Annotated in this window: 12 protein-coding genes; 4 read left to right on the top strand and 8 right to left on the bottom strand. The window is 71.1% G+C overall.

From position 1 onward, the window contains the following. Positions 1 to 154 precede the first annotated feature (154 nt). The 3 genes from H9I49_RS11605 to H9I49_RS11595 are packed head-to-tail and all read left to right on the top strand — an operon-like array spanning position 155 to position 8226. Positions 155 to 4678 (top strand): glycosyltransferase, encoded by a 4524-nt coding sequence (locus tag H9I49_RS11605; protein WP_223128642.1) that lies wholly within the window; start codon positions 155 to 157, stop codon positions 4676 to 4678. 3 nt (positions 4679 to 4681) lie between these two features. After that, positions 4682 to 6529, top strand: a complete 1848-nt coding sequence (locus H9I49_RS11600; protein ID WP_188030546.1) for a hypothetical protein — start codon at positions 4682 to 4684, stop codon at positions 6527 to 6529. Beyond that, positions 6526 to 8226, top strand: a complete 1701-nt coding sequence (locus tag H9I49_RS11595) for a DUF6270 domain-containing protein (protein ID WP_188030545.1) — start codon at positions 6526 to 6528, stop codon at positions 8224 to 8226. Before H9I49_RS11600 ends, H9I49_RS11595 begins: the two co-directional genes overlap by 4 nt. Positions 8227 to 8306: 80 nt before the next feature. On the opposite strand, the gene H9I49_RS11590 is transcribed toward H9I49_RS11595, so the two are convergent. Genes H9I49_RS11590 through H9I49_RS11580 form a run of 3 tightly spaced genes read right to left on the bottom strand, consistent with a single transcriptional unit; the run spans position 8307 to position 14909 of the window. Then, on the bottom strand, positions 8307 to 10133 hold the full coding sequence (locus H9I49_RS11590) for a heparinase II/III family protein (RefSeq protein ID WP_188030544.1): 1827 nt from the start codon (positions 10131 to 10133) through the stop codon (positions 8307 to 8309). After that, positions 10130 to 11887, bottom strand: a complete 1758-nt coding sequence (locus H9I49_RS11585) for a DUF6270 domain-containing protein (protein WP_188030543.1) — start codon at positions 11885 to 11887, stop codon at positions 10130 to 10132. Before H9I49_RS11585 ends, H9I49_RS11590 begins: the two co-directional genes overlap by 4 nt. 10 nt (positions 11888 to 11897) lie before the next feature. Next, positions 11898 to 14909, bottom strand: coding sequence for a hypothetical protein (locus tag H9I49_RS11580; RefSeq protein WP_188030542.1), 3012 nt, complete (start codon positions 14907 to 14909; stop codon positions 11898 to 11900). A 327-nt stretch (positions 14910 to 15236) separates the two neighbouring features. Between H9I49_RS11580 and H9I49_RS11575 the strand changes: the two genes are divergently transcribed. Beyond that, positions 15237 to 18032, top strand: coding sequence for a hypothetical protein (locus H9I49_RS11575; protein ID WP_188030541.1), 2796 nt, complete (start codon positions 15237 to 15239; stop codon positions 18030 to 18032). Between the two features lie 21 nt (positions 18033 to 18053). Here H9I49_RS11575 and wecB read toward each other — a convergent pair whose 3' ends face one another. Genes wecB through H9I49_RS11550 form a run of 5 tightly spaced genes read right to left on the bottom strand, consistent with a single transcriptional unit; the run spans position 18054 to position 24161 of the window. Beyond that, positions 18054 to 19196, bottom strand: a complete 1143-nt coding sequence (gene wecB, locus H9I49_RS11570; RefSeq protein WP_188030540.1) for a non-hydrolyzing UDP-N-acetylglucosamine 2-epimerase — start codon at positions 19194 to 19196, stop codon at positions 18054 to 18056. Between the two features lie 14 nt (positions 19197 to 19210). Further along, complete coding sequence (locus H9I49_RS11565) at positions 19211 to 20200, bottom strand: ABC transporter ATP-binding protein (protein WP_370587540.1); 990 nt, start codon at positions 20198 to 20200, stop codon at positions 19211 to 19213. Further along, positions 20193 to 21092 (bottom strand): ABC transporter permease, encoded by a 900-nt coding sequence (locus H9I49_RS11560; RefSeq protein ID WP_188030539.1) that lies wholly within the window; start codon positions 21090 to 21092, stop codon positions 20193 to 20195. The genes H9I49_RS11565 and H9I49_RS11560 overlap by 8 nt, the downstream gene beginning before the upstream one ends. Continuing rightward, complete coding sequence (locus tag H9I49_RS11555; RefSeq protein WP_188030538.1) at positions 21089 to 22912, bottom strand: glycosyltransferase family 4 protein; 1824 nt, start codon at positions 22910 to 22912, stop codon at positions 21089 to 21091. The genes H9I49_RS11560 and H9I49_RS11555 overlap by 4 nt, the downstream gene beginning before the upstream one ends. Then, positions 22905 to 24161, bottom strand: a complete 1257-nt coding sequence (locus H9I49_RS11550; protein WP_188030537.1) for a glycosyltransferase family 4 protein — start codon at positions 24159 to 24161, stop codon at positions 22905 to 22907. Before H9I49_RS11550 ends, H9I49_RS11555 begins: the two co-directional genes overlap by 8 nt. Between the last annotated feature and the right edge of the window lies 1 nt (position 24162).

Here is a 24162-nt window from a genome sequence, read left to right as displayed (position 1 = left end):
CATCGAATGTCTCCTTCTCGGGCCGGCCGCGCCCGACCGGGTCTGAGGCCATGACAGGCTATACCGGCCAATGCCGGCGAAGCGTGTCGAGGCAAATCCGCTCGCTGCCTAGACTGTCGGCGGACACAATGTGACAGAACGGCAGAAACAAGTGATGCACCCTGACGAGCAGCGGGATCCGCGCGATCTGGAGCGACGCGTGCTCGCCGAGGTCAAGAGCGACGCTAGTAACCTCTGGACGAAGTATCTCGAGCTGGACCAGCGCGACCGTACCTCGCGCAAGAAGCTCAAGGAGGCCGCCAAGAACCGCAAGGAGCTCGAGCGGCTGCGCCGGGAGAAGGCGGAGCTCACCCAGCGTCTCGGCAGTGCGAACGCCGCCCTCGATGCGTACCGGGCCGAGAGCGCGCGCCTCAAGGCCGACCTCAAGCGGGTGCGGGGCTCGCGGACCTACCGGCTCGCTCGAGTCATCGCCAGGCCTGCGTCGCTCCTGCGACCTCGTGCGCAGTCCCTGGCGACGAACGCGTCCGGGGTGTCGGCGCCCACCGCGCGTGAGCCCGGGACGGTGACCACTGCGTCGTCACCCGCGGTGCCCGCGGGTGGGGCCGGCGAGAGGCGCCTGCGTGACTACTCCTACGACGAGCTGATCGCCAGGTTCCAGGAGTCGCCGACGCCCGGACGTCTGGGCCACGTGCTGACGCGGGCCTGGTATCACCAGGGCCTCATCGAGGAGCCGGCGGCGATGATCGCCGCCCATCCAGAGATCGTCGGCGACCTGGACGCGTCCCAGCGCGAGCTCGCCGAGCGGATCCTGGCAGCCGACCGCATCCGTCGTGACGGCATCTCTCTGCCGGCACGTGGTGCCGGGCCGGCCTACGTCGCGGAGTCGTCGCGGGTCCTCTACTGCGTCCACTCCACGCCGGCGTTCAACACCAACGGCTACTCACTGCGTACCCGTGGCGTGGCGCGGGGTCTGCGCGACGCGGGCCGCGACGTCGTGGTCGTCGGCCGGGCCGGCTACCCGTGGGACGGCAAGGCGGACGTGGCCAAGCCGAAGCAGGTGCGCCACGTCGTCGAGGTCGACGGGATCGACTACGTGCACCTGCCGGGACGCGCCCTCGCGCCCACGCCGACCGACCACTACATCCAGCAGTGCGCCGACGCCTTCGTGCGAGAGGCCCGGATGCGTCGGCCCGGCGTGATCCAGGCCGCGTCCAACTACCGCGTCGGCCTGTCGGCCCTGATCGCGGCGCGCCGGCTCGGCGTCCCGTTCGTCTACGAGGTGCGCGGGCTCTGGGAGATCACCGAGGCCTCCGACAAGCCTGGCTGGGAGTCCACCCAGCGCTACCGCCTGCAGGCCGAGCTCGAGACGCTCGTCGCGCGTGAGGCCGACGCGGTCCTCGCGATCACGCCCCAGACGCGGGACGAGCTCGTCCGACGTGGTGTGGCGGCCGAGAAGATCACGGTGGCGGCGAACGCCGTCGACACCGCGGAGTTCGTGCCGCTGCCGCGCGACGAGTCGTATGCCGCCCAGCTGGGGCTGCGTCCAGACGTGCCCGTGATCGGCTTCGCGGGCAGCATGGTGCCCTACGAGGGCCTCGACGTCCTCATCGACGCCGTGTCCGTGCTACGGGACCGTCGGGTCGACGTGCAGGTCGCCCTCGCCGGGTCGGGGAGTGCCGAGGCGGCCCTGAAGGAGCAGGTGCTCGAGCGCGCGCTGGAGGACCGAGTGACGTTCCTGGGCCGGGTTCCCGCGGCCGACGTGCCTCGCCTCATCAGCTGCTTCGACATCATGCCGTGTCCGCGCATCTCGGTGCCCGTCACCCAGATGGTCTCGCCGCTGAAGCCGCTCGAGGCCCTGAGCAGCGCGAAGGCCGTGGTGCTGTCCGACGTCGCACCGCACCTCGACATCGCCGGAGGTGACGAGCGTCGCGCCGCCCTCTTCCGCGCTGGTGACGCGGACTCGCTCGCCGATGTGCTGGAGCGGCTCGTGCGCGAACCTGACCGGCGGGTCGGCCTCGGCCGAGCCGGCCGGCTCTGGTGCCTCGACGAGCGGACGTGGTCGAGGCTCGGCGCGACTTTGGTCCAGGCGCATGAGGGTGCGGTCGGACGGGCCGCGGCGACGCTGGCGGCCCAACGGACGGTCCGGCTGGAAGACCTGCGCATCGGGCTGGTCGCAGACGAGTTCACGACCGCGACGCTCTCGGCCTCGTACGCGGTCCGCCCGCTCGACCGAGCGCACTGGCGCGACCAGCTGGAGGGTCTCGACCTCGTTCTCGTCGAGTCGGCATGGAAGGGCAACGGCGGCGAGTGGCACCGCGGGGTGGGCTACTACTCACCTGAGGAGCACCGCGACCTGGCCGAGCTGCTCTCGAGCGCGCGCGATCAGGGCATCCCCTCGGTGTTCTGGAACAAGGAGGACCCGATCCACTTCGACCGGTTCGTGCGCACCGCGTCGCTGTGTGACCACGTGTTCACGACCGACGCCGACAAGATCGTCGACTACGCGGCGGCCGGCGTCGGCACGGTCCGGTCGGTCGCGTCGCTGCCGTTCTATGCCCAGCCGCGCCTGCACAACCCGCTGCCGGGTGGCCGCCCGTTCGAGACGACCGCCTCCTACGCGGGGACGTACTACGGGGAGCGTTATGCCACGCGGTCGCAGGAGCTGTCGCAGCTGCTCGAGACGGCGCGCCCGTTCGGCCTGGCCATCTACGACCGCCAGGCCGACGTACCCGACTCGCCCTACCGGTTCCCGAGCACGCTCGCACCATACGTACGCGGGTCGCTGCCCTACGCCGACGTCGTCGACAGCTACAAGGCGCACCTCGTCAACCTCAACGTCAACTCGGTGACGTCGTCGCCGACGATGTTCTCGCGACGGGTCATCGAGGTCGCGGCATGTGGCGGCGTCGTGCTCTCGGGCGCAGGGCGCGGCATCACCGAGACGCTCGGGTCCGCCGTCCCAACGAGCTCGGACCCACTCGTCTGGCGAGCCCTGCTGCGGTCGTGGGCCACCGACCCCGCCGCGCGCCTCGCGGAGTCCTGGCTGCAGATGCGCACCGTGCTGCGATCCCACACGGTCGACGCGGCGATGACGATCCTCGCCAGGACCGCGGGTGTCCCCGTGGCCGCCCTTTCCCTGCCCACGTATGCCGTGCTGCTCGACCCAGCCCGCCCGGAGGTGGCCGAGTCCGTTGCGGCACAGTCGGTTCCGCCACGCGAGATCTGGTGTGAGGGTGACCTGGACGGCGTGCGCGCCGCCCTCGCGGGAACGACAGTCGCCGTGCGCGACTCGTCGCGGGAGTCGCTGACGGCTACCGCATGTGACTTCGTCGCACGCGTCGACGAGCCCATCGGACGGACGTGGTTCGAGGACCTGCTGCTCGCCGATCTCTACGGCCCGTGGGACCGGATCGTGCCGAGCACGGACGTGCCGAGCATGGGTGAGCCGATCGCCACCCCGATCAACGGAACGCACTCGCTCGCCGGGCTCGTGCGCCGTGGGCTCCTGGACGAGCACGGTGACCTGGACCTGGCGTTGCGCTCCGATGGCGTCAACGGCGTGCGTCTGCTCGTGCCGACGGGCGGCGCCGCTCCGGTGCCGGCCACGCGCCTCGACGGCGCGGCAGCGGCACAGGATTCGCGCATCGACCTCGACCCCGCCTCCGTCCGAGGTCAGCGTGTGCTCGTGGCCGGCCACGACCTGAAGTTCGCGACCGGCCTGCTGGAAGAGCTGCGGCAACAGGGTGCCGTGGTCACGACGGACGTCTGGCGCTCGCACAGTGAGCACGACGAGGCGCGGTCCCGCGCCCTCCTCGCTGAGGCGGACGTGGTGTTCTGCGAGTGGGGTCTCGGCAACGCGGTCTGGTATTCGCGGCACGTGCGTCCCGAGCAGCGTCTGGTGGTTCGGGTGCACCTGCAGGAGCTGCAGCGGCCCTACCTCGCCCGGGTCGAGCACGAGAACGTCGACGCGTACGTCTTCGTCGGTGACCTCATCCGCGAGGCTGCCGTCCTCGGGCACGGCGTCCCGTCGGACAAGGCCCACGTGGTGGCGAACGCCGTGGACACACAGCTGCTGCGGCGGCCGAAGGTCGACGAGGCCGCACGGACCCTGGGGCTGGTCGGCATCGTCCCGGCGCGCAAGAGGCTCGACCTCGCGCTCGATGTCCTCGAAGGACTGCACGCCAGGGGCCTGGACCACCGGCTGCGGATCAAGGGCAAGACGCCGGCCGACTACCCGTGGATGGCCAACCGGCCCGAGGAGTCTGCCTACTACGACGAGCAGTTCGCGCGGATCGAGCGCATCAATCGCGTCCGCCCCGGCTCCGTACTGCTCGACGGACACGGCGACGACATGGCGCAGTGGTACCAGCAGATCGGGATCGTGCTTTCCGTCAGCGACTTCGAGTCGTTCCACCTCACCATCGCCGACGGCGCCGCATCCGGCGCGATGCCGGCCCTGCTGGCCTGGGCCGGGTCCGACCTCATCTACCCCCGCGAGTGGATCTCGGCCGACGTCGATGACCTCGTCCGGCGTATCGCGGAGGACGAGGCCGACCCCGACGGCTGGCACGCCGTGGCCCGCGAACGCTTCGACAGCGGCGGCGTGCTGGCGCGCCTGGTGAGCCTGACGACAGGACGGGCCGTGACCGACGTGGCCGCGCCCATCGGGGCGGGCTGAGCCGTGCGCCTGATCTTCGCGGCACGTCTGAAGAACCACGTGCCCGCCGGCGAGGTGGCAGGCTTCAAACGGGTCATGAGTCGTGCCGTCACGGCCCTCGACGCCGTCACGCCATGGCCGTCCGAGCACACCATCACCGACCTGCGCTGGACGCCCAACGCCGGCCGCGTCGGCATGCTCGTGCGGAGCAACGAGCCGGAGTCGACCGCGACCCGGGCCGGCTGGATCGGGAACAAGGCTCGCGCCTGGGCGTGGACCGGGGTCGTGGGCGAGGAGCTGCTTCCCGTCCTCCGTGCGGGCGACCACACCCGTGAACCCGTCGCGGCGGCAGTCGACGACGCGATCGGCAGCTTCGCCATGATCGGTGCGAGACCCGACACGCTCCGCGTCTTCACGAACGTGCACCGCAGCGAGGCCATGTACTACGCCGAGGTCGACGACGCGGTCCTCTTCAGCAACTCCGCGGCGGTCCTCAACCTCGTGCGGCACGGCTCCAGGTCACCCGTCTACAGCGCACTCGGGCTCGCGGGAGCGATCGTGCACGGGCTGCCGGTCACGAACACGACCGTTTTCGCTGACGTGCGCATCGCCCCACCCGGCTCCCGGCTGGTCTGCGACGAGCGCCACGACCTGCGCGTCGAGGACCACTACATCTGGAAGGCGGACGCCGACGCCGGTCTCGACGAGATCGCTTCGTCGGTCGCGGAGAGCCTGGTCGACTACGCGAGGACCATTGCGGGCGGCGCCGAGACGGTCATGGCCGCCATCACCGGTGGCAAGGACAGCCGCCTCGTGACTTCCGCGTTGACCGCGGCCGGCATCCCGTTCACGGCCTACACGAACGGGCTCGATGAGAGCGGCGAGGTCCTCGTGGGCAGGCAGGTCGCGGCGTTGCTCGGCGCCGAGCACCGCACCAACCGTCCGGTGCTGACCACGGCGCCTTCCGGAAGGACCGTCCTGCCGGTCCAGCCGGAACTGCAGGCATGGATGACCCTGCGCTCGACCGGCGGTCTCGGAAACGCCTTCACCACCTTGCCCGATCCGGCCAAGAAGCACGTGCTCATCACCTCTTCCGTCAACCTCGGCGGTCAGGGTGGCGAGATCATCCGCGGCGGCTGGGCCAGATCTCTCGCCGGCACCGACCATGGCCGCGACAGCGCCCTGCGCCTGCTCAACACCCTGTGGTTCAACAACGCTGACCTCCTGTCGCCCTTGGCCACCGAGGCGGTCCACCGAGACCTCTCCGCCAGCTTCCAGCGGGTGAGCAACGTCCCCGTCCGGGGCATGCTCGACGCCTACGTACGCGACCGCACGGGGCGCTGGCTCGCGACGATGCGCCACGGCGAGTCCGTCGTGGCACCCCACGCGACGCTGCTCATCAACAACCGCATGGTGCGCCGCATCCTGGCTGCGCCGGACGAGACGCTGGTCGAGGAGCGGCTGGCCCACCGCGTGATGAACACGATCATCCCCGGGGTCGCAGACCTCCCCCTCTTCCGGGATCGCTGGGCCTTCGAGGCGAAGGGGCCGAGCGGCTTCCACGACCCACAGGGCTGGGAGTCCCGCGAGCCATACACGGCCACCAACGTGCCGCGGGCCAACTTCAACTGGCGGGTCAGCTATACCCCGGCTCTTGCGCAGTACTTCACGTCGTACGTCCTGGACCAACCGTCCAGCCTGCTCTTCGACGTGATCGACAGGGGCAGTGTCGAGAAGATGCTCGGCGGGAGCCGATACCGCGCCCCGGCAGCCTGGGCGCTCTTCTCGGCGCAGTACACCCTGAACAACGGCTGGCTCGGCGAGAGGCCCGCTTCACCGGACACCATCGAGATCGAGGTCCCCGACGCATGACCGACACGCCGCTCGACGACGAGCGTGACGAGACGCGGACGCTGATCTACGGCAGCTGCGTCTCGCGTGACACGTTCGAGTTCCTGCCGGACACCTACCGACTCGTCACCTACGTCGCCCGGCAGTCCGCCATCAGTGCCGGGGCGCCCGCCGACGGGGTACTCACCCGGCTCAAGCAGCTGCCGTCCGCGTTCCAGAACCGGATGGTCGGCGGCGACGTGCGCGGCGACCTGCCCGCCGTGCTCGAGCGCAACGCCCAGGACGTCGACCTGGTGCTCATCGACCTCATCGACGAGCGCGGCGGTGTCGTTCCCATCGGAGGCGGCTTCGTGACAAAGCTCGCCGAGCTGTGGAGTGCCGGAGGGCGGGAGGTCACCGCCGGGATCCCGCTGCTCGAGTTCGGCACCAACGAGCACTTCGACGCCTGGTCGGGGTCCTTCGAGGCCGTGGTCGGGCACCTGAACCGTCTGGGCCTCAAGAAACGGACCGTCGTCCTGCGCACCCCTTGGGCGAAACTCGCACCGGACGGGAGCCCGATCCCGATCCCGAGCTGGATGACCGCTCCGGACACGGCCAACCGCCTCTACCAGCGCTACTTCGAGCACGTGGAACGGCTCGGCCTGACGGTCATCGACCTGCCCGAAGACCTCGCGCGCTCACCCCTCGACCATCGCTGGGGACCGAGTCCGTTCCACTACATGGAGCCTGCCTACCGCCACCTGGCCGATGGCATCGCGGCCTTCGCCGCTGCGCCCCAAAGGGCCGAACCATTGCAGACAGAGGCGATCTCGCCCGCCGCAGAACCAGTCTCCGTCAACGCCTTCACCGAGGTGGGACGTCGCGATCCCAGCACGTGGGGTGAGGCGCAGATCTTCGGCTCGGTCAGGGACCTTGCGGGTGCCCGGCCACGGAACGGGCTCGTCACCCTGATCACGGAAGCGGCCCCGGTCGATCTGCTCGTCGAGGACAACCAGGCCTCGACGACTGTCGTCAGCCTGCACGCGTCGATGGGCCAGAAGCCCATGGACCTCCCGATCTTCACCGGTCGCTCCGTGACCGAAGGACTGCCCGTCAACCGCATCTTCGTGTCCGATGCCAGCCTCTGCCTCGACCCCGAGCTCAAGCTCGGTTGGTACCTCGGCGGGACCGGGCTCGACCTCACCCGCCTGCTCCACGATGCCATCAGCGCCATCCAGGTCGGGTTCGGCGCCCGTCATCTCGTCTTCTTCGGGATGTCCGGGGGCGGTTTTGCCTCGCTCAACCTGTCCCACACCTTCCCCGGATCGCTCGCCGTGCCCGTCAACGCGCAGACACGGATCGCCGACTACCACCCACCGGCCTGGCAGGCCTTCGCGGCCGCCTGCCTCGGAGCGGTGGGCGCAGAGGCGGCCCTCGCGGCGCTCGACGCGCACCCGCGGGCCGACCTGCGCAGGGTGTACGCGGGCGGGTTCGACAACAGCGTCATCTACCTGCAGAACTCCCAGGACGCCCACGTGACCACGCAGCTGCGGCCGTGGCTGCAAGCACTACCGACGCACGACGGTGTCCACCTGCTGCTTCGTGAGTGGGGCCGCGGACATGTTCCCCCCACCGCCCGCGAGCTGCGCTCGCTCATGCAGGACGTGGCACCGGTCGACGGGGACTGGGCTGCGTTGGCGCGACGCTGGGGTGCCGTCCCGGCGACCGAGGTCGGCTGAGCCCTGCGGAGTGACCTCACCAGCGTCGAGCACTCCCCGCGCTCGCGCCGTCGTGGTCCGGGGCTTCACCGCGACGGACCTCAGCGGCCGAAGCTGTCGCGGCCGAGGCGGGCGACGTCCTCCGCGGACGTGCCACGGCGGTCGGTCACGAACCAGTCCGCGCCGAGGGCCACCGAGCGCACCACCCCGTCCGTCGTGGACCACCTCACGACGTCCACCTCGTCCACCGCGCCTGCCGCGTCAACGGCCGACGGGTCGGCCGCCCGGCAGGACGGCACCGTGACGACCTCCACCGACGGTCGTGTCGGGCGGTCGGACAGGTCGATGAGTGTCGACAGCCGCAGCGAACGGCCGGTCGCGGAGATCTCGATCGTGCGGGTCTCGACCCGCTCGCGCCACCGAGGAGAGGTCCAACCCTGCCATGGGTCGCGGCGACCGCGCACCACGGAGAGCGACGTGCCGCCCTGCAGGGACGAGAACCACGTGTGCAGCGACCCCTCGTCGCGCTGGAGGGCCAGGACGGTGCCGGCCTCGACGCGGTGCCCAGCGCTCGGATCCAGGTGCCACACCTGCACGGCCTCGGTGTCATGGTCGGACTCCACATCGTCGGTCACGATGACCGCCTCGAGGTCCCACATGACGACGACGCGTCGACGCAGCACCGCACCGGCGTAGCCCCGGTCGACGAACTCGAAGTCCTCGCCGTGCTCGCGCAGCGTGCTGCGGGTCAGCTCCACGCTCGTCGTCCGGTCATACGCCTCACCCCGCAGGTGTACGGCGTTGTGCGCCGGCCGCGACAGCAGGTGGGCGCGCAGGGGGTCCTTGGCGTCGTACGCATACTTGCCACCGTCGACGAGGACCGAGCGGCCGCGGTGGTAGAACGTCAGCGCGGCACCGTCCTCGTGCCCGTGTATCCGGTTCTGCGGACCGAAGCGCAACGTGTAGTAGCCCTGTTGGGAGAAGGGCCTCTGGGCATCACCCCACCCGCTGCGCCCGAAGACGTAGCCCGACCCGTAGACCTTCACGCGCTCCGGAGGGGGTGCCCCGGCGTCGCCGCCCGTGGCCACCCAGGTGACTGCCGGATGCGGTATTCCGCGGAGCGAGTACACCTCCGTGTCACCGATCAGCTCGTAGGTGCCGTCGGGACGAGTGGCGTGGGCCAGCCCCACTGGCGCCTTGTCGATGCGGGAGAACTCGTCGGGGGCCCGTCCGCGCACGAGCTCGACCCGGCGCTTGGTCAGGCTCCACCAGGAGTAGTTGATCTGGTGGTACTGCACCGCGCCCTCCTCGTTGATGCCGTCCTCGTCGTAGGCCGAGCGCAGCATCGTCACCATGCGCTCGATGGCGAGATCGACCCAGGCGTCGCGCTCGAGCACGGCACCGATGACGAGCAGGCCCTGGTGCTGCTGGAGGGCGTGGTTGCCGATGCGGATGCGGGCGGGGTCGGCGAGCCATTCGCCGTGCTCCGTGACCGACGCAAGCACCGCGTCGAGGTGATCGGGGGCGTGGTCGCGCAGCATCGGCAGACCGAAGCACATCACCATGGCCCGGACGGCCTCGACCATGTCACCCCACGCGTACTGCGCCCGGCCGCGACCGGGCGGGTTGGCCGCGATCCACGAACGCACTGTCCGCACCCACAGGTCGACGCCGCGGAGGTCGCCTGTGTCGGCGCGGCGCCGCAGCGGGTCGATCCAGCGGAGCATGTGCAGCTGCGCGGTCCAGTTGATCTCGCGGAAGGGGTTCTCGTTCCAGGCCAGTTCGGCGGGCAGCCTCCACGCGGCGTGGGGCGGCAGGGTCAAGGATCCGCTGAGCAGCTCGTCGCAGAGGCGTCGGTCGTGCGCCAGCGCAGAGAAGTGCGAACCGATGGCTTGGGCCCGGGCGGCGTCCTCGGAGAAACGTGTCACGCGTTCACCTGTCGGGGGGTCGAGTCGGGTGCAGCGCGCTCCAGCGCGGGTCGCACTCGCTCGAACGCCCCGTCGCGGATGCGCGCGACCGGCCCAGGGTGCGTGTCGAGCAGCCAGCGGTTGAAGGCGCGGGCCGACTCGGCGTGCGTGGGCTCGCTGATGGTCCCGTCGTCGACGAGCACGGCTGTGACATGGGGGCCCCAGCCGCGGCGCACCTTCGCGAGGGTGTCGGTGAACATCGTGCGCAGCTGCTCCACGGGTGTGCCTGCCAGGACGTCGCGCGTCCCCATCGCGTGGAAGACCTCGTGCGCTGGCTCGGGAAGCGCCGCATCGCTCCACTGGGAGCTGTAGCCGTTCCAGAGCGCCAGCCCGGTCCCGGGGTGCACGACGTGCACCGGGACCCCGGCGATGTCGTGCGCCGCGCGGGAGACAGGCGAGCTGGACAGCTCGGCCCCGGGGTCGCGGGACAGCAGGCGTTCGTCGCCCCAACCGACGACCACTGGAACGGTCTCGGGCACCTCGAGCTCGAGCGCCCAGGTCAGCGGCGTGTACCTCGAGGCCGAGAACCCCTCTGCGCCGGACTCGCCCGCGGCGTCGGGATCGGGGGAGCGATAGGTGTCGGCGAGGGAGACGACCACGGCCCTGGCGGTCTCGGCCCGCCACCCTGCCGAAAGCGACCAGCGCCCCGCGGCCAGCGGACGATCGAACCACGCTGTCACCAGCTCCCGTCCACCGGACGGCAGGGTGCGCGCGCTCATGAGGCGGACTGGCTGCGCGGCCAGCGCCCCGTTGCCGGCATCGACGCCCAGCCACAGGCCAGTCAGGTCCACGCGTCCCGCGAGCGATCGACCCGTGCGCTGGTCGAGGTTGCGCACGCGCAGGCGCCAGCGTCGCACGTCGGCCGCCAGCTCGACCGGGAACCGGATGCTCCCGGCCGTGGCTGGGTTCGCTATCCCGACGACAGGCACGCTCAACGGCATGCGCACATGGCTGCGCGGCAGCGGTGCGAGCACTGGATCGTCGTGAACCCGAACCGCTCGTCGAGCGGCATCGAGCAACCACCCGTAGGCCTCGGGGTTGTAGTGGTACGGGGCCGGACCCCAGCGGTGCGCGGAGTCACTCACGGCCAAGGCCCTGGGGAGGGCGACCACCGGAAGTCCCAAGTGCTGCAGGTGTTCGTAGTACGGCGCATAGAGCTCGTCCCACTCCAGGGCGGACCGCCCCATGAACGCGGCCACGGGCGAACCGTCTGCAGTGGTCTGGGCGAACGGGACGCGCAGCACCACGGTGCGCTCGAGCAGGCCCGTCCGGCGCAGGACGTCGACCACCCGCCCAGCAGCACCGCACCACCGCCGGAAGTGCTCCGGCGTGCCGAGCTCGAGGTCGTCCCCGACGACCTCGAGCAGGTCTTTGGTGCCGGACTCCTTTAGCTCTTGGGAGTCCGTGACGTACGAGCCTCCGGCGAGCGGCACGACGCCGAGACGCTCGTCGACGAGGTCTATGACCAACAGGTCGAGTTCCGGCGCGTGGCGCTGCAGGAGCTCGAGACCCGTTGAGCCGAGGTCGGACTCGAGCATGCGCTGCTGGAACGGCGAGGTGAGGCCCGCTCCCGGCGCGACGGACACGCCGGGGGAGACGGCGCTGATGAACGACTGCCGGGCCACGTAGAGGACGACAGCGCACTCGCGGTGCAGGGCGGCCATGTCACGGCTGACACAGCTCCCGAGAACTCCGAGTCTCAGGGCCGTGGGCATGGCCGCAACTTTATCCGTTTCGTGCCGAGGCTCCGGCCGGGCCTCGGACCGCTGCAACCATGAGGCGCGATCCGGACGGGTAGTAGAGAACCTGGCCGTCGGTCGCGAGCTTGTTCGGTGAGGCTCCCGACGTCGTCACCGCCACGACGGCCAACGACTGGGGGTTGATCGCGTAGACCCCGCCACGGAACGCCGCGTACAACGTCGTCCCCACCTGCACGAGCTGGCTGTTCGACCACGTCGTGACGCTGGGCGCGGGCTCGGTCGAGAGCCGGAACGAGCGCAGTCGTTGCCCGGTACCGGGGTCCAGCTGGATCAGGGTGCCGTCGGCGAGCCCGTAGAGCTCCCCCTCTCGAGTCAGGACCAGGGCGCCCACGGACTGGACCCCCGAGCCCGGCTGGGTCCTCCACAGCATCCGACGGCGTTTCGTGTCGTAGGCGAACACCGAGGCGCCGTCGGTGGTCGGGCTGATCCCGAGACCACCCCATCGTGACGTGCCGACGTAGGCAATGCCGTCCCGGCCGGCGATGCTGGTGACGCTCTGGTCGCGGACTGGTGTGCGCACGGCGACGACCGCGCCGTCCGGGCCGTCGACCCAGCCGAACGCGCCCCCTCGCACGCCGTAGGTCGGCACCGTCCCGAAGTAGGTGCGGCTGCCGTCGACGGCCCACGCCTGGGGGCGGTCCTGCAGGTACGACGGTCCCAGCGACCCGACCTGCACGGGGTTTCGCGCCGCCCGCCACGGTTGCGCGGGGTCGTACCGCAGGATCCGCGCCCCCGTGTAGCTGCCCATGTAGACGCGGCTGTCGTTGACCGCCATGCCCTCGATCTCGCCGATCGCGACGTCCAAGGCGTCCAGGTCCGTCGGGTAGCGGAAGAGGAAGCGCCCCGACCGGTCGACCGTGGCGAAGCTGGGGCCACCGAACCCACCGAGATGGATGCGGTCCCCGTCCGCGACCAGCGACTTGATGCGCAGTGACGAGGCCAACGGCTCGAGACGGACTCTGGTGACGGGCGCTGCGGTGAGAGGTCGACTGACGACGTGCCGCACGCTCGACAGCTCGACGGCCTGGACCAGGTCGACGCCGTCGAACGAGACGAGCCAGACGCCGGCGCGACCCGCGATCGTGGTCGGGACGACGGCGCTGTCGCGAGCCGGATCGAGCGCCGCGGTCGCTATGGCCACGGGCCGGGCGGACTGGGGCCCGGAACCGGCGATCTTCCAGATGCGCCCACCCGACACGAAATAGAACGAGTCGTCCGGTGGAGCCGTGCTCGGCATGGCACGCGGAGTGACGGGCGGGGGTCCGGGCAACGTCACCCACCGCGAAGCCCTCAGGTCGTAGACCCCGGTGATGTTCGAGGTGAAGCGGGCGAGCAGGAACCGACCGCTGCGCTGCAGCTGCTTGACGAATCCTTGCCGCATCGGCACCGGAGGGTCGATGCGCCGGGTCGGGCTCCCGTCACGTGGGACGACGACGATGTGGGGGCGGACCGATCCCGTGCCGACGTAGACGGCATCGGTGTCGACGGCCAGACCACGGGCGTACTCGGCCGTCGGGTCGACCCGCCCCCACGTGGAGAACCTTCGCAGGCTTGGGTCGTAGCGCCACAGCTGGCCGCCGGGGTAGCTCGCGCCCCAGACGACACCCTCGTCGTCGGTCGCGAGCCCCCAGACCAGGGTCGCCTCCGGGGTCGCCCGCCCGAGGTCGGTGAACGCCTGCGAGGTGGTGTCGTAGTGCCAGACGTGACCGTCGCCGCCACCCACGTACACGTCGCGGTCGGTCGTGCCTTTGGTCAGGGCCCAGCCGTTGGTCCCGCCGCCCAGCGGGCGGGTCACGAGGCGTCGGCCCGACTCGAGGTCGAAGACCTGGAAGGTCGCAGGCTGGCCCGACACGACGGTCATCAGCTGTGCCCGGCCGGCCACGGTGGCGATCTGGGACGTCGTCGTCGTGACAAAGCCGGCGAGCTCGGCGAGCCGCGTGGGTGCCCCGGGACTCGGAGGTCGAGCGGCCGCAGAGTCGATCGTGACGTCGTCGACCCAGGCGTGCGTGGCCCGGTCGGATGTCGTCGACACGCCGACCGAGACCGCGGTCGCGCCCTCCGGTGCCAGGTCGTCTGCGGTGACGCGCCCCCATCGGGCCGTCGCCGCGACCTGGTGGCGGGACGACCGGACGACCCTGCCGTCCGCGGCGTACCACTCGACGGTCAGGACCACTGCTCCCTCGGTGGCGCGGACCCAGGCTCCGAACCTGTGTGCCACGCCCGGAAATGCGGCAACGAGCCGGCTGCGAAGCCACACGACGTGCCCCGCGGGCACGCTCAGCTCGGCTGCTGACGAACCGGAGTGCGCGTCCGCCGAACGTCTGATGCTGCCGCCACCTCGCGCGTCGACGGCCCAGTCGACGCCCAGGGGTGAGCTCGACTCGAACCCCGGGTCGTGGGGGAGGGGCGCGAGCCCGAGCACGTCGTCCCAGATCGCTGCCGATGACGGGGGTGCGACGATCGTGACGACCACACGGGTGGCCGAACCGGGCGCCCGTCCGGCGACTGCGGTCCTTGTCCACGTGTTGGTGGGCGGCGTAGTGCTCGTGACCCGCTGCACTGGTGCACCCGAGGCGTCGAGAAACGTCAGAATCAGCTGCTGGGAGCCATCGAGGGGGCGCACGAGAGCAGCGACGGCGTACCGGTCGCCGCCCCGGGTGGATCCGACCTCGCGTACCAGGTTCAGGGCGGAGCCGGCCTCCGGCCCGGTGACGCGAAGGGCCCTGGGGCCGTCCTGGGCCTCGGGGGCGGTAGGTCGAAGCCCGCTCGCGGCACGCGCCGGCGTCACGGTCCAGCCGGGTGGCGGCGTCTCATCGGTGTCGAACGACCCGAGCACCGTGGCCGACGGGACGCGGACCGAGGAGGATCTGTCGGGCGGCGAGGAGGTCGTGAGCGCCACCCCCGCAGCCAGCAGCATCACCACGAGAACGGCGCGGAGCCCGCGCCGCGCGGGCGGCACTCGGCTCCGGCCAGGCATGGGGTCGAGTCTGCCTCACGGGCGCCCCTCGGGCGACGACGGGTGTGACCGAGGAGAGGAAGCTGGTTGGGCGTCCGGGTCCGATGCCAACAATGTCGGAATTCTCCGTAAAAGTGGCGATTCGCGACGTACATTTGAAGAGTGCGTGTGCTAAGAGCGGAGCGTCCTGGGCCACTGTGGCGAGTGATGGCGATGGCGTGCGCCGTCGTGGCACTGTGTCTGCCTACCGTGGCGTCGTCGCCGAATCCGGCGAGCGCGCTCGAGCGTGTCATCACGTCAAGCGTCGGGGACTTCGAGGCCCTTGGTCTGGCGCCGCAGGGGTGGACGGTGCAGGCTCCCAGCCCCAACTCGGCCGTCGTCGTCACCTCGACAGCCATCTCGGGGTCCCGCGCTCTGAAGGTCACCGACAGCAGCTCCTCGACGGGCGTTCTGGTGGCGCAACCGAAGTTCGCCGTGACTGCAGGTCGCCAGTACCATCTCCAGGGCTACTCCTACACGGTCTCCGGAGCGCAGGCGTTGTCCCTCGTGTTCTTCGACGCGGCCGGAACCGTCGTGGGCCGCTCCAGCGTCGCGAGCACAGGTGCCTCGATGGTGTGGTCCCGTGTCGAGACCCGGGCGGTCGCTCCCGCCACGGCACGCAGCGCGTCGATCCAGATCTCCTCGTCCGCCGCAGCCACGGGGCAGATGTACTGGGACGCGGTCATGCTCCTCGCGCCGATCGTGCCCAATGGTGGGTTCGAGCTACCCCGAACTCTGACCGCGCCCGTGCCGCAGTGGACAACCACTGCGGGCGTCGGCGTGAGTGCGGCGTCGAGCAGCCCGGGCCGCGTCGGCGCGAGCGCTCTGGTGCTGCAGGACAGTTCCTCGGTCCTCTCGGCCGCAGCCACGAGCGCGCCCATCTCTGTGTTCCCGGGTGTCTCTCACGACGTGAGGGTCTGGGTGCTGGCAAACGCCGGGTCCGTGGGCATCGCCGTGAAGTGGTACGGCCCCGCCGCCGCGTACCTCGGCTCCACGACGGTGCCTTCGCCCACATCGCCACGGTCGTGGAGCCAGGTCTACGCCCGGGTCACCGCCCCGTACGGCGCCACGACAGCACGCGTTGTCCTCTCGACCAGCTCAGCCGGGACGTCGACCGCCCGCGCGGACGACGTGCAGCTCACCCCGACCGCAGGGTCGCCCGTCACGTCGTGGACGTCCGGGAGCCTGGGTGAGCCGCTCGACAGCTTCGCGAACTCGACGACCTTGGACGCGACGACGATCGGCGGGCGCGCCACGCTGTTCGGCATCGTCGCCGGTGAGCCCGCCGAGCTGCAGTTCGCGGACGTGCAGAGCGGAGTGGTGACCCGTCGCGTCCCGCTCCCCGGTCTCAGCGTCGGGTGGGGGCTCGCGCAGGCCCCCAACGGCCTGATCTACGCGGCAGGCACGGGCGGGCACCTCTACGAGGTGGACCCGGCTGGTGGCCCCGCTCGCGACGTCGGCAAACCGGCCGCAGGTGCCAGCATGATCTGGGACCTCGAGGTCGACGGCGCTGGGCGCATCGTCGTCGCCACCTACCCGGACGCGCACCTGGCGGTCTACGACCCCAGCACCGGCACCTCCACGGACCTCGGCGCGGTGAGCTCGACCGACGAGTACGCCCGCAGCCTGGCCATCGTGGGCGACTACGCCTACGTCGGCGTCGGCTCGACGGACCCCTGCCTGGTGCGCGTCTCCCTGGCCGACCCCACGGACCGGCAGCGGATCTCGCTGCCGGTGCCGGTCTCCGCAGGGCGGGTCACGGCCGTCGAGGCCCTGGGCCGTTACCTGCTCGTCCAGACCCCCTCCGGGATCACCGCCTCGGGCGCCACCTATTCCGGCGAGCGCCGCCTCTACGACCTGCGGAACCGAACCTGGGACGTGCCGGCGAACCTCTACACCCAGACTCCCAGCGGCCTGGACTCGCGCGGCAGCTTCTACTACATCAGCTACCAGCAGGTCTGGGCCGTGGACTCCACGACGGGCGCCAAGGTCTCGGCAGCGCGCGTGACCACGCCGATGGGACGGGATCGTCTCGTCTATCGCGGAACCCTGGGCGGCGTCACGAGCGAATGGCTGCTCTCCTACGACCCGGTCGGAACCGTCGGCGCCATCGACCTGGCGACGTATGCCGAGCGGGCCTACACCGTGACGTTTGCCCCCACCAAGATGCCCGTGAAGGCGATCGACGAGGGCGTCGGCGGCCGCCTCTTCGTCGGGGGCTTCGGCGGGAGCAGCCTCAGCGTCGTGGACCCCGCCACGGGAGCGCGAGCCCAGTACCCGGGTGCCCCCTCTTCGGCTTCCGACGCGATCGGTGAGCTGGAGGGGTCGCACGCGCACGGACCCGTGCAGTACCTCGGCACGTACAACGACGGGAAGATCTTCCGATACGACCCTGCGCAGCCCTGGGTCGAGGGATCCAACCCCCGTCTGCTCGCGAACCTCGGAACCACCCTCCAGCAGGACCGTCCTCTGGCCTGGACTTCCTCGGGCGACCGGACGTTCTTCGGCACCGTCCCACGGTACGGGGTGTTGGGGGGCGCCCTCGGCATCATCCCCGACGACTCCTCCCTGCCCCAGGTGGTGCCCAGCCCGGTCGTGGACCAGGGGATCGTCAGCCTCGCCGTATCCGGCAACGTCGTGTACGGCGGGACGACTCGGTGGGGCGGGATCGGGGCCACTCCGACCCAGTCCACAGCCGCCGTGTTCGCCTATGACTTCGTGCAGCGCAAGCTGCTCTGGACCGCCAAGCCCCTCTCCGGCGCGCAGGCATACGGGGGTCTCGTACTCGGCCCCGGCTCGACCCTGTGGGCGGCATCGGGCACGCGGTTGGTCGAGCTCGATCCCCGGACGGGGGCGACACGGCGTCAGGTCATGGTCTACCCCGAGCAGGTGCGTCAGGAGGTGACGTACAAGAACGCCGATCTGGTGTACTCCGGGGGCCTGCTCTACCTGGCCGCGGGCAAGGTGTACGCCATCGACCCCCTGACACTGCGGGTCAGCTCGCCGGTCGCGAGCGGCCTGACGAGCCGGCAGCTGGCGGTCGTGGGCAGCCGCATCTACTACGCGGCAGGCACCGCCCTGCGCTGGATCACACCTCGGCTGTGACGACAGTCGGGGAGGTAGTACTCACTCGAAGTCGGCGATGCGCTCGCCGAGCCCGAAGAGCTGGCGCACGGCGGCCACGGACCGTTCGGCCGCGCGACCGTCGCCGTACGGGTTCACGGCGTTGGCCATGCTCGCGTAGTGGCTCTCGTCGTCCATGAGGCGGCTCACCTCGTCGACGATGCGCTCCTCGTCGGTCCCGATGAGCCGCACCGTGCCGGCCTCGACCGCCTCGGGACGCTCGGTGTTGTCGCGCATGACGAGCACCGGCTTGCCGAGCGACGGGGCCTCCTCCTGGACGCCGCCGGAGTCGGTGAGGACGATCTTCGAGGCCGCCATGAGCCGGGTGAACTCGCCGTAGGCGAGCGGCTCGGTGACGAGGACGTTGTCGAGGCCCGCGAGGTAGGGCAGCACGGCCTGGCGCACGATCGGGTTGCGGTGGGCCGGGAGCACGAGCAGCTGCTCGGGGTAGCGCAGCGCCAGCGCCTTGAGCGCGCGGCCGACCCCCTCCATGGCGCCGCCCCAGTTCTCGCGGCGATGGGTGGTCACGAGCAGGACCGAGCGGCCGGACCGCTCGGCCTCCGCGAGCCGTGCGTCGGTGAAGGGGATCTGCTGCTCGACCGTGTGCAGCAGCGCGTCGATGACGGTGTTGCCGGTCACGGCGACGGTGGCCGCGTCGATGTCCTCGCGCACGAGGTTGTCGCGTGAGGTGGAGGTGGGCGCGAGGTGCAGGGCGGTGACCTGGCTCGTCAGCTTCCGATTGGCCTCCTCGGGGAAGGGCGAGGAGATGTCACCGCTGCGCAGGCCGGCCTCGATGTGCACGACCGGGATCTGCCGGTAGAAGGCCGCGATCGAGGCCGCGGCCACCGTCGAGGTGTCGCCCTGGACGACGACCGCGTCGGGACGTTCCTGCACGAGCACCGGGTCGAGCCGGTCGAAGACCTTGGCCATGATCGAGTTGAGGGTCTGGCCGTGGGCGAAGACGTCGAGGTCGTGGTCGGGCGTGATCCCGAAGATGGCGTTGACCTGGTCGAGCATCTCGCGGTGCTGACCCGTCACGACCGTCGTCGACTCGAAGTCGGGACAGGCCTCGAGCGCCTTGACCACGGGCGCCACCTTGATCGCCTCGGGACGCGTCCCGTACACGGTCATGACCTTCGTCGTCATCTCTTCACTGTCCTCTAGATGTGTCGGTGCCGCGCGATGTAGCGCTGGGTCGTGCTGTCGTGGGCGGCCACGTGCGTGGCGCGCAGCTGGGCGCGGGCGTCCTCGAGCAGGCCCTCGGCTTTGCGGTGCTCGCCCTTGGCGACGTTCCAGGCCCACCACCGGTAGGCCCGCGCCGTCTCGTAGGCGGGACCGTCGAGGACCATCTCGCCCTCGTGCAGCCAGATCGCCCGGGTGCACATCTCCTCGATGGTCTGCGCGGCGTGGGAGACGAGGAAGACGGTGCCCGCCTGCTTGCGGATGTCCGCCATCTTGGCCTCGCTGCGCTGCTTCGTGGCGGCATCGCCCGTGGCGAGGGCCTCGTCGATGAGCAGGATCTCGGGTCGGGCCGCGGCCGAGATCGCGAAACGCAGCCGGGCGCCCATGCCCGACGAGTAGGTCTTCATCGGCAGGTGGATCGACGAGCCGAGGCCCGCGAGCTCGAGGACCTCCGGGATGGTGTCCTTGACCCGGGCCGGCGTCATGCCCATCGCCAGCAGCCCGAGTCGGACGTTGGCCATGCCTGACATCTCGGGGAGGAGGGCCGCGTTGACACCGAGGAAGGAAGGGGTGGCCGAGGCGAGCACGGTGCCGGCGGTCGGCGTCTCGAGGCCCGCGATGACGCGCAGCAGCGTGCTCTTGCCCGACCCGTTGTGCCCGACGACACCGATGGACTCTCCGGCGCGCGCGACGAACGTGACGTCGCGGACGGCCTTGACGGTGACGGTGCGGCTCCACCCGAAGCGGGCCAGCATCCGCGCGGCCCGGCTCTGCGCGCCGCGGGCGCGCTCACTGCTGGGCACGCGGTAGTGCACCGACAGGTGGTTGACGAGGACGGTCGGGTCGCCGACCGGGACCTCGATGCCCTTCTTCGGTGCGTCGGGGGCATCGGGGTCTCCCTCGGACCCGGCCGGCCCGCCCGGCGCGCTCACGTCGTGGTTCACGACGTCGTTCACTGCCTCACTCACGGCCGTAGTCCTCCTCCGCCTGCCAGAAGTAGAGGAAGCCGAGGACCGGAGTCGCGACGGCCCACGCGCCGAGCGTCAGCCACAGCGTCAGCTCGGGGGTCTGGCCGTAGACGAGCAGGTCACGAGACAGCTCGAGCACGCAGTACGCCGGGTTGAACTGGATGACCTCGAGCACCGTCGGGTGGGTGATGAAGCGCTCGAGCGAGAACATGACGCCCGAGCCGTAGAGCCAGAAGCGCGAGACGAAGCCGAGCACCATCCGCAGGTCCGGGATCGCACTGGTGATGCGGGCGGCGTAGAAGACGAGCCCGGCGTTGAACATCACCTGCAGCAGGAAGACGAGCGGGAAGAGCGCCCAGCGCCACGTGATGCTCGCGTGCGGCGGGATCGCCACGACCATGACGAGCATCGTCGCGATGACGGGGAGCATCGAGATCGTCTCGCGCAGCACCATCGCGATCGGGATGGCCGCCCGAGGGAACGAGAACGCGCGGATGAGGTTCTTGCCGGACGACATGACGCCCGCGCCGCCGGTGAGGCAGCGCGAGGTGAAGGAGAACATGAAGACGCCGACGAGCAGGAACCCGATGAAGTTGTCGACGCCGCGGGACGTGCCGAGCAGCACCCCGAAGATGATGAAGTAGGCGGCGCCGTCGAGGATCGGGCGGCCCACGAGCCACGCGTTGCCGAGCAGCGTGTCGCGGTTGCCGGAGAAGGCCCGCGCTCGCGAGTCGGCGACGATGAAGTGCCGACGGTCCCAGAGGGAGCGGACGTACACGCCGAGCGGGGGGCGCTGGCCGACGGGCTGGAGGCGGCTGACGTCGACGGACTCGAGGTTGATGTCGTCGATCTCGACGAGCGGGGAGCGCAGGCGGGTGGTCTCCCTGCTCATGCCGTGCCTCTCAGCCGTTCGTAGATGTCCCGGTACGCCGCGGCCTGCGCCCGCCACGTGCGCGTCGCCGCGAACTCGCGCCCACGCGTGGCAAGGGTGCCCCGGAGGTCGCCGTCCGCGTACAAGGTGTGCAGTGTAGTCGCGAGCGCGGCGGCGTCTCCCGGCGCGAAGGCCAGGCCCGAGCCCGGCTCGACGGTGATCTCCGACAGGGCAGGCAGGTCGGACACGACGACGGGGCGTCCGAGCGCCATGGCCTCGATCGGCTTGAGGGGTGTGACCGTGCGGCACACCCCGAGGTCACGCCGCGGGACGACGAACGCGTCCAGCGCGCGATGCCAGAGAGGCGCCTCGCTGCGCGCCACCCGGCCGGGCATGACGACGACGCCGTCGAGCCCGAGACGGGTCGTCAGCGCGGCGAGTTCGGCCCGCGCCACGCCGTCGCCGACGATGGCACAGCGCACGTCGTGGCCGTCGCCCCGCAGCAGGGCGACCGACTCGAGCAGCAGGTCGAGGCCCTCGTAGGCGACGATCGAGGAGACCGTGCCGACCCAGAACCCCCCACTCGGCAGGCCCAGGCGTCGCCGCGCATCTGCGGGGGAGGCGTCGTCGTCGGCCCCCGACGCGACGAGCGCGTCGTCGACGGCGTTGGGCACGATGGTGATGCGCTCGGTGGGCACGCCGCGGGCCACGAGGTCGTCGCGCAGGGCCCGCGAGAGCGTCACGACGTGGTCGGCCTCACGGGCCAGCTCGGCCTCGCGTGCGTGCCACAGGCGGTAGCGCTCGCTGCGGTGCGCCTCCTGCTGCTCGTGCACGGGCAGCGAGCCGGCCCACGTCTTCTCGAGTTGGCCGCGCACCTCGTACACCCAGGGCAGGCCGGTCGTCGCCGCGACACCCGCAGCCACGACAGCGTTGGGGTAGTGCGTCGTCGTGTGCAGCACGGTCGCCTCGAAGCGGTGCGCCTCGCGCGCGAGCAGGGCGGCCGTCTGACGGAGCCGCTCGACCTGCGTGTCGGCCATCGACCAGGGCATGAGGCGTCGGTAGCGCACGCCGTCGACGACGTCGGTGTCGGGCGCGTGCGGCAGGCCGACGGTGACGGGGTAGCCGATCCGGGTCACCGCCTCGACGGCGATCCCCTCGGCGGCCTGCGCCTGCAGGACGGCGTGCGAGCGCAACGAGTAGCCGGACTGGGTCCAGGGCAGCGAGTTGGTGAGCAGGTGCAGGGCGCGGATGCCGTCCGGCGGGCTCAGGAGACCTGCACCCGTCGGGCGCGGCGACGGGGCGGCGACGAGGCGGAAGCCGGGTTCGAGGATCGCGCGTTCGGACTCGAGGCGGGCGCGTTGGCGGCCGACGCTGCCGGAGACGCCGGCCGGCAGCGCGGTGATGGCCTCGCCGATGCGTCCTCGCCGCCACAGGGCCCGAGCGCGGACGGGGTCGGGGGCATCCGCCGGTGGCTCGTCCCCGAGGGCGACGGCGAGCTCGGCGTGCAGGCGCCGCGTGGACCGTCGCGTCGGCGCGACGCCGGCCAACGAGGCACGCGCAGCTGCGGGCCGGTCGGCGAGGAACTCCGCGAGGGCGGTGCCGACGACGGGTGCGCCTGCGGTCCTGCTCGAGAGGCGGGCGCCGGCCGCGACCGCACCGGCGAGCCCGTGGCGGACCGGGGCGGGCAGGCGGCGGAGGGTCTGGACCGCGAGCAGCGCCGGGTCGTCCTCGAAGTGCCGGGCTCCGACGCGCGCGAGGATGGCGAGGTTGCGCAGGGTCGAGCGCGTGCGCCCTGCGAGGCCTGAGACGCCCCTGCCGGACGAGGTCCGGCGGTCACGCATGCTGTGCCACGACGTCCTCGAGGATGGACAGGTAGCGCTCGGCCAGCCGGTCGTCGTTGGCGTGCTCGTCGGTCCACTCGCGTCCGGAGTCGCCGACGTAGAGCTGCGACGGGTCGTTGGCGAGCTTGGCCCACGTCTCGGCGAGGGAGTTGGCATCGCCGGGCGGGACGATCGCGCCCATGCCCGCGGTCCGTAGGATCGCGGCGGCCTCGCCGTCCACCATCCCGGTGACGTGGATGCCGATCGACATCGCCTCGTAGAGCTTCGAGGGGACGGTCAGCTCGAGGGGCGCCCACGGCCGGAGCGCGACGAGGAGCGTGTCGGCCCAGGCGTAGTGGTCGGCTACTTGCGCCTTGGGCACCTGTCCGAGGATCTCGATGGGCACGTCGCCCTTGGAGGCCATCGCGGCGACGGCCTCGTGCTCCGCGCCGGCCCCGACGATGCGCAGGCGCACCGACACCCCCGCGGCATGGGCCAGCCGGGCGGCGACGACGGCGGTGCCGAGGCCTTGAGCTCGTCCGACCGTGCCGAGGTAGAGCACCCGCAGCTCGCCGTCGGGGTCTCGAGGGGAATGCACCCGGTAGCCGGGCAGCTCGTGGGCCCCGTTGCGCACGACGTGGACGCTGCGCACGCCCCGGGACCGCAGCGCCGAGGCGAAGCTCTCGGTCGTCGTCACGACAGCCGCCGAACGGCGCTGCAGCGCGGTCATGAGTGCGCCCGCGGCGTGCAGCACGGGCGGCCGGAACACCGCGGCGCGCCTCGAGGGGGCGGGCACCGCGGCGGCGTTCCAGTCGTCTGCGACGGCCAGCAGGTCGGGCCACGCGTCGCGCATCTCGGTGACGAGGGGTACGTCGATGGTGCGGGCGAGCAGGGCGCCGGAGAAGAGCGTGGGCAGGGCCGGGGCCGTCGCGATGATGACGTCGGGACGGATGCGGCGCACGCGGGTCAGGACGGTGCGGGTGGAGTCGAGCGAGCTGACGACCTGGTCGAGAAGACGCGAGCCCAGTCGACCGGTGTGGGGACGGAACGCAACGCGGTGGACGGACTCGCCGTACGCACCCCGGTGCACGGAACCCGGCCGCATCTGCTCTGCGTCGTCCATGAGCCCGCCGAACGAGTAGTGCGGAGAGGGGGCGACGACGACGACGTCATGCCCCGCACGGGTGAAGCGTCGAACCATCGCCCCCCAGCGTTGCTGCGGGGCGCCCAGCTCTGGTTCGTAGTGGTGAGTGAGGAGCAGGATCCTCATC

Source organism: Terrabacter sp. MAHUQ-38, assembly GCF_014518425.1.
In the GTDB taxonomy this organism is placed as follows: Bacteria; Actinomycetota; Actinomycetes; order Actinomycetales; family Dermatophilaceae; genus Terrabacter.
This window is presented reverse-complemented; position numbering and strand designations above follow the sequence as displayed.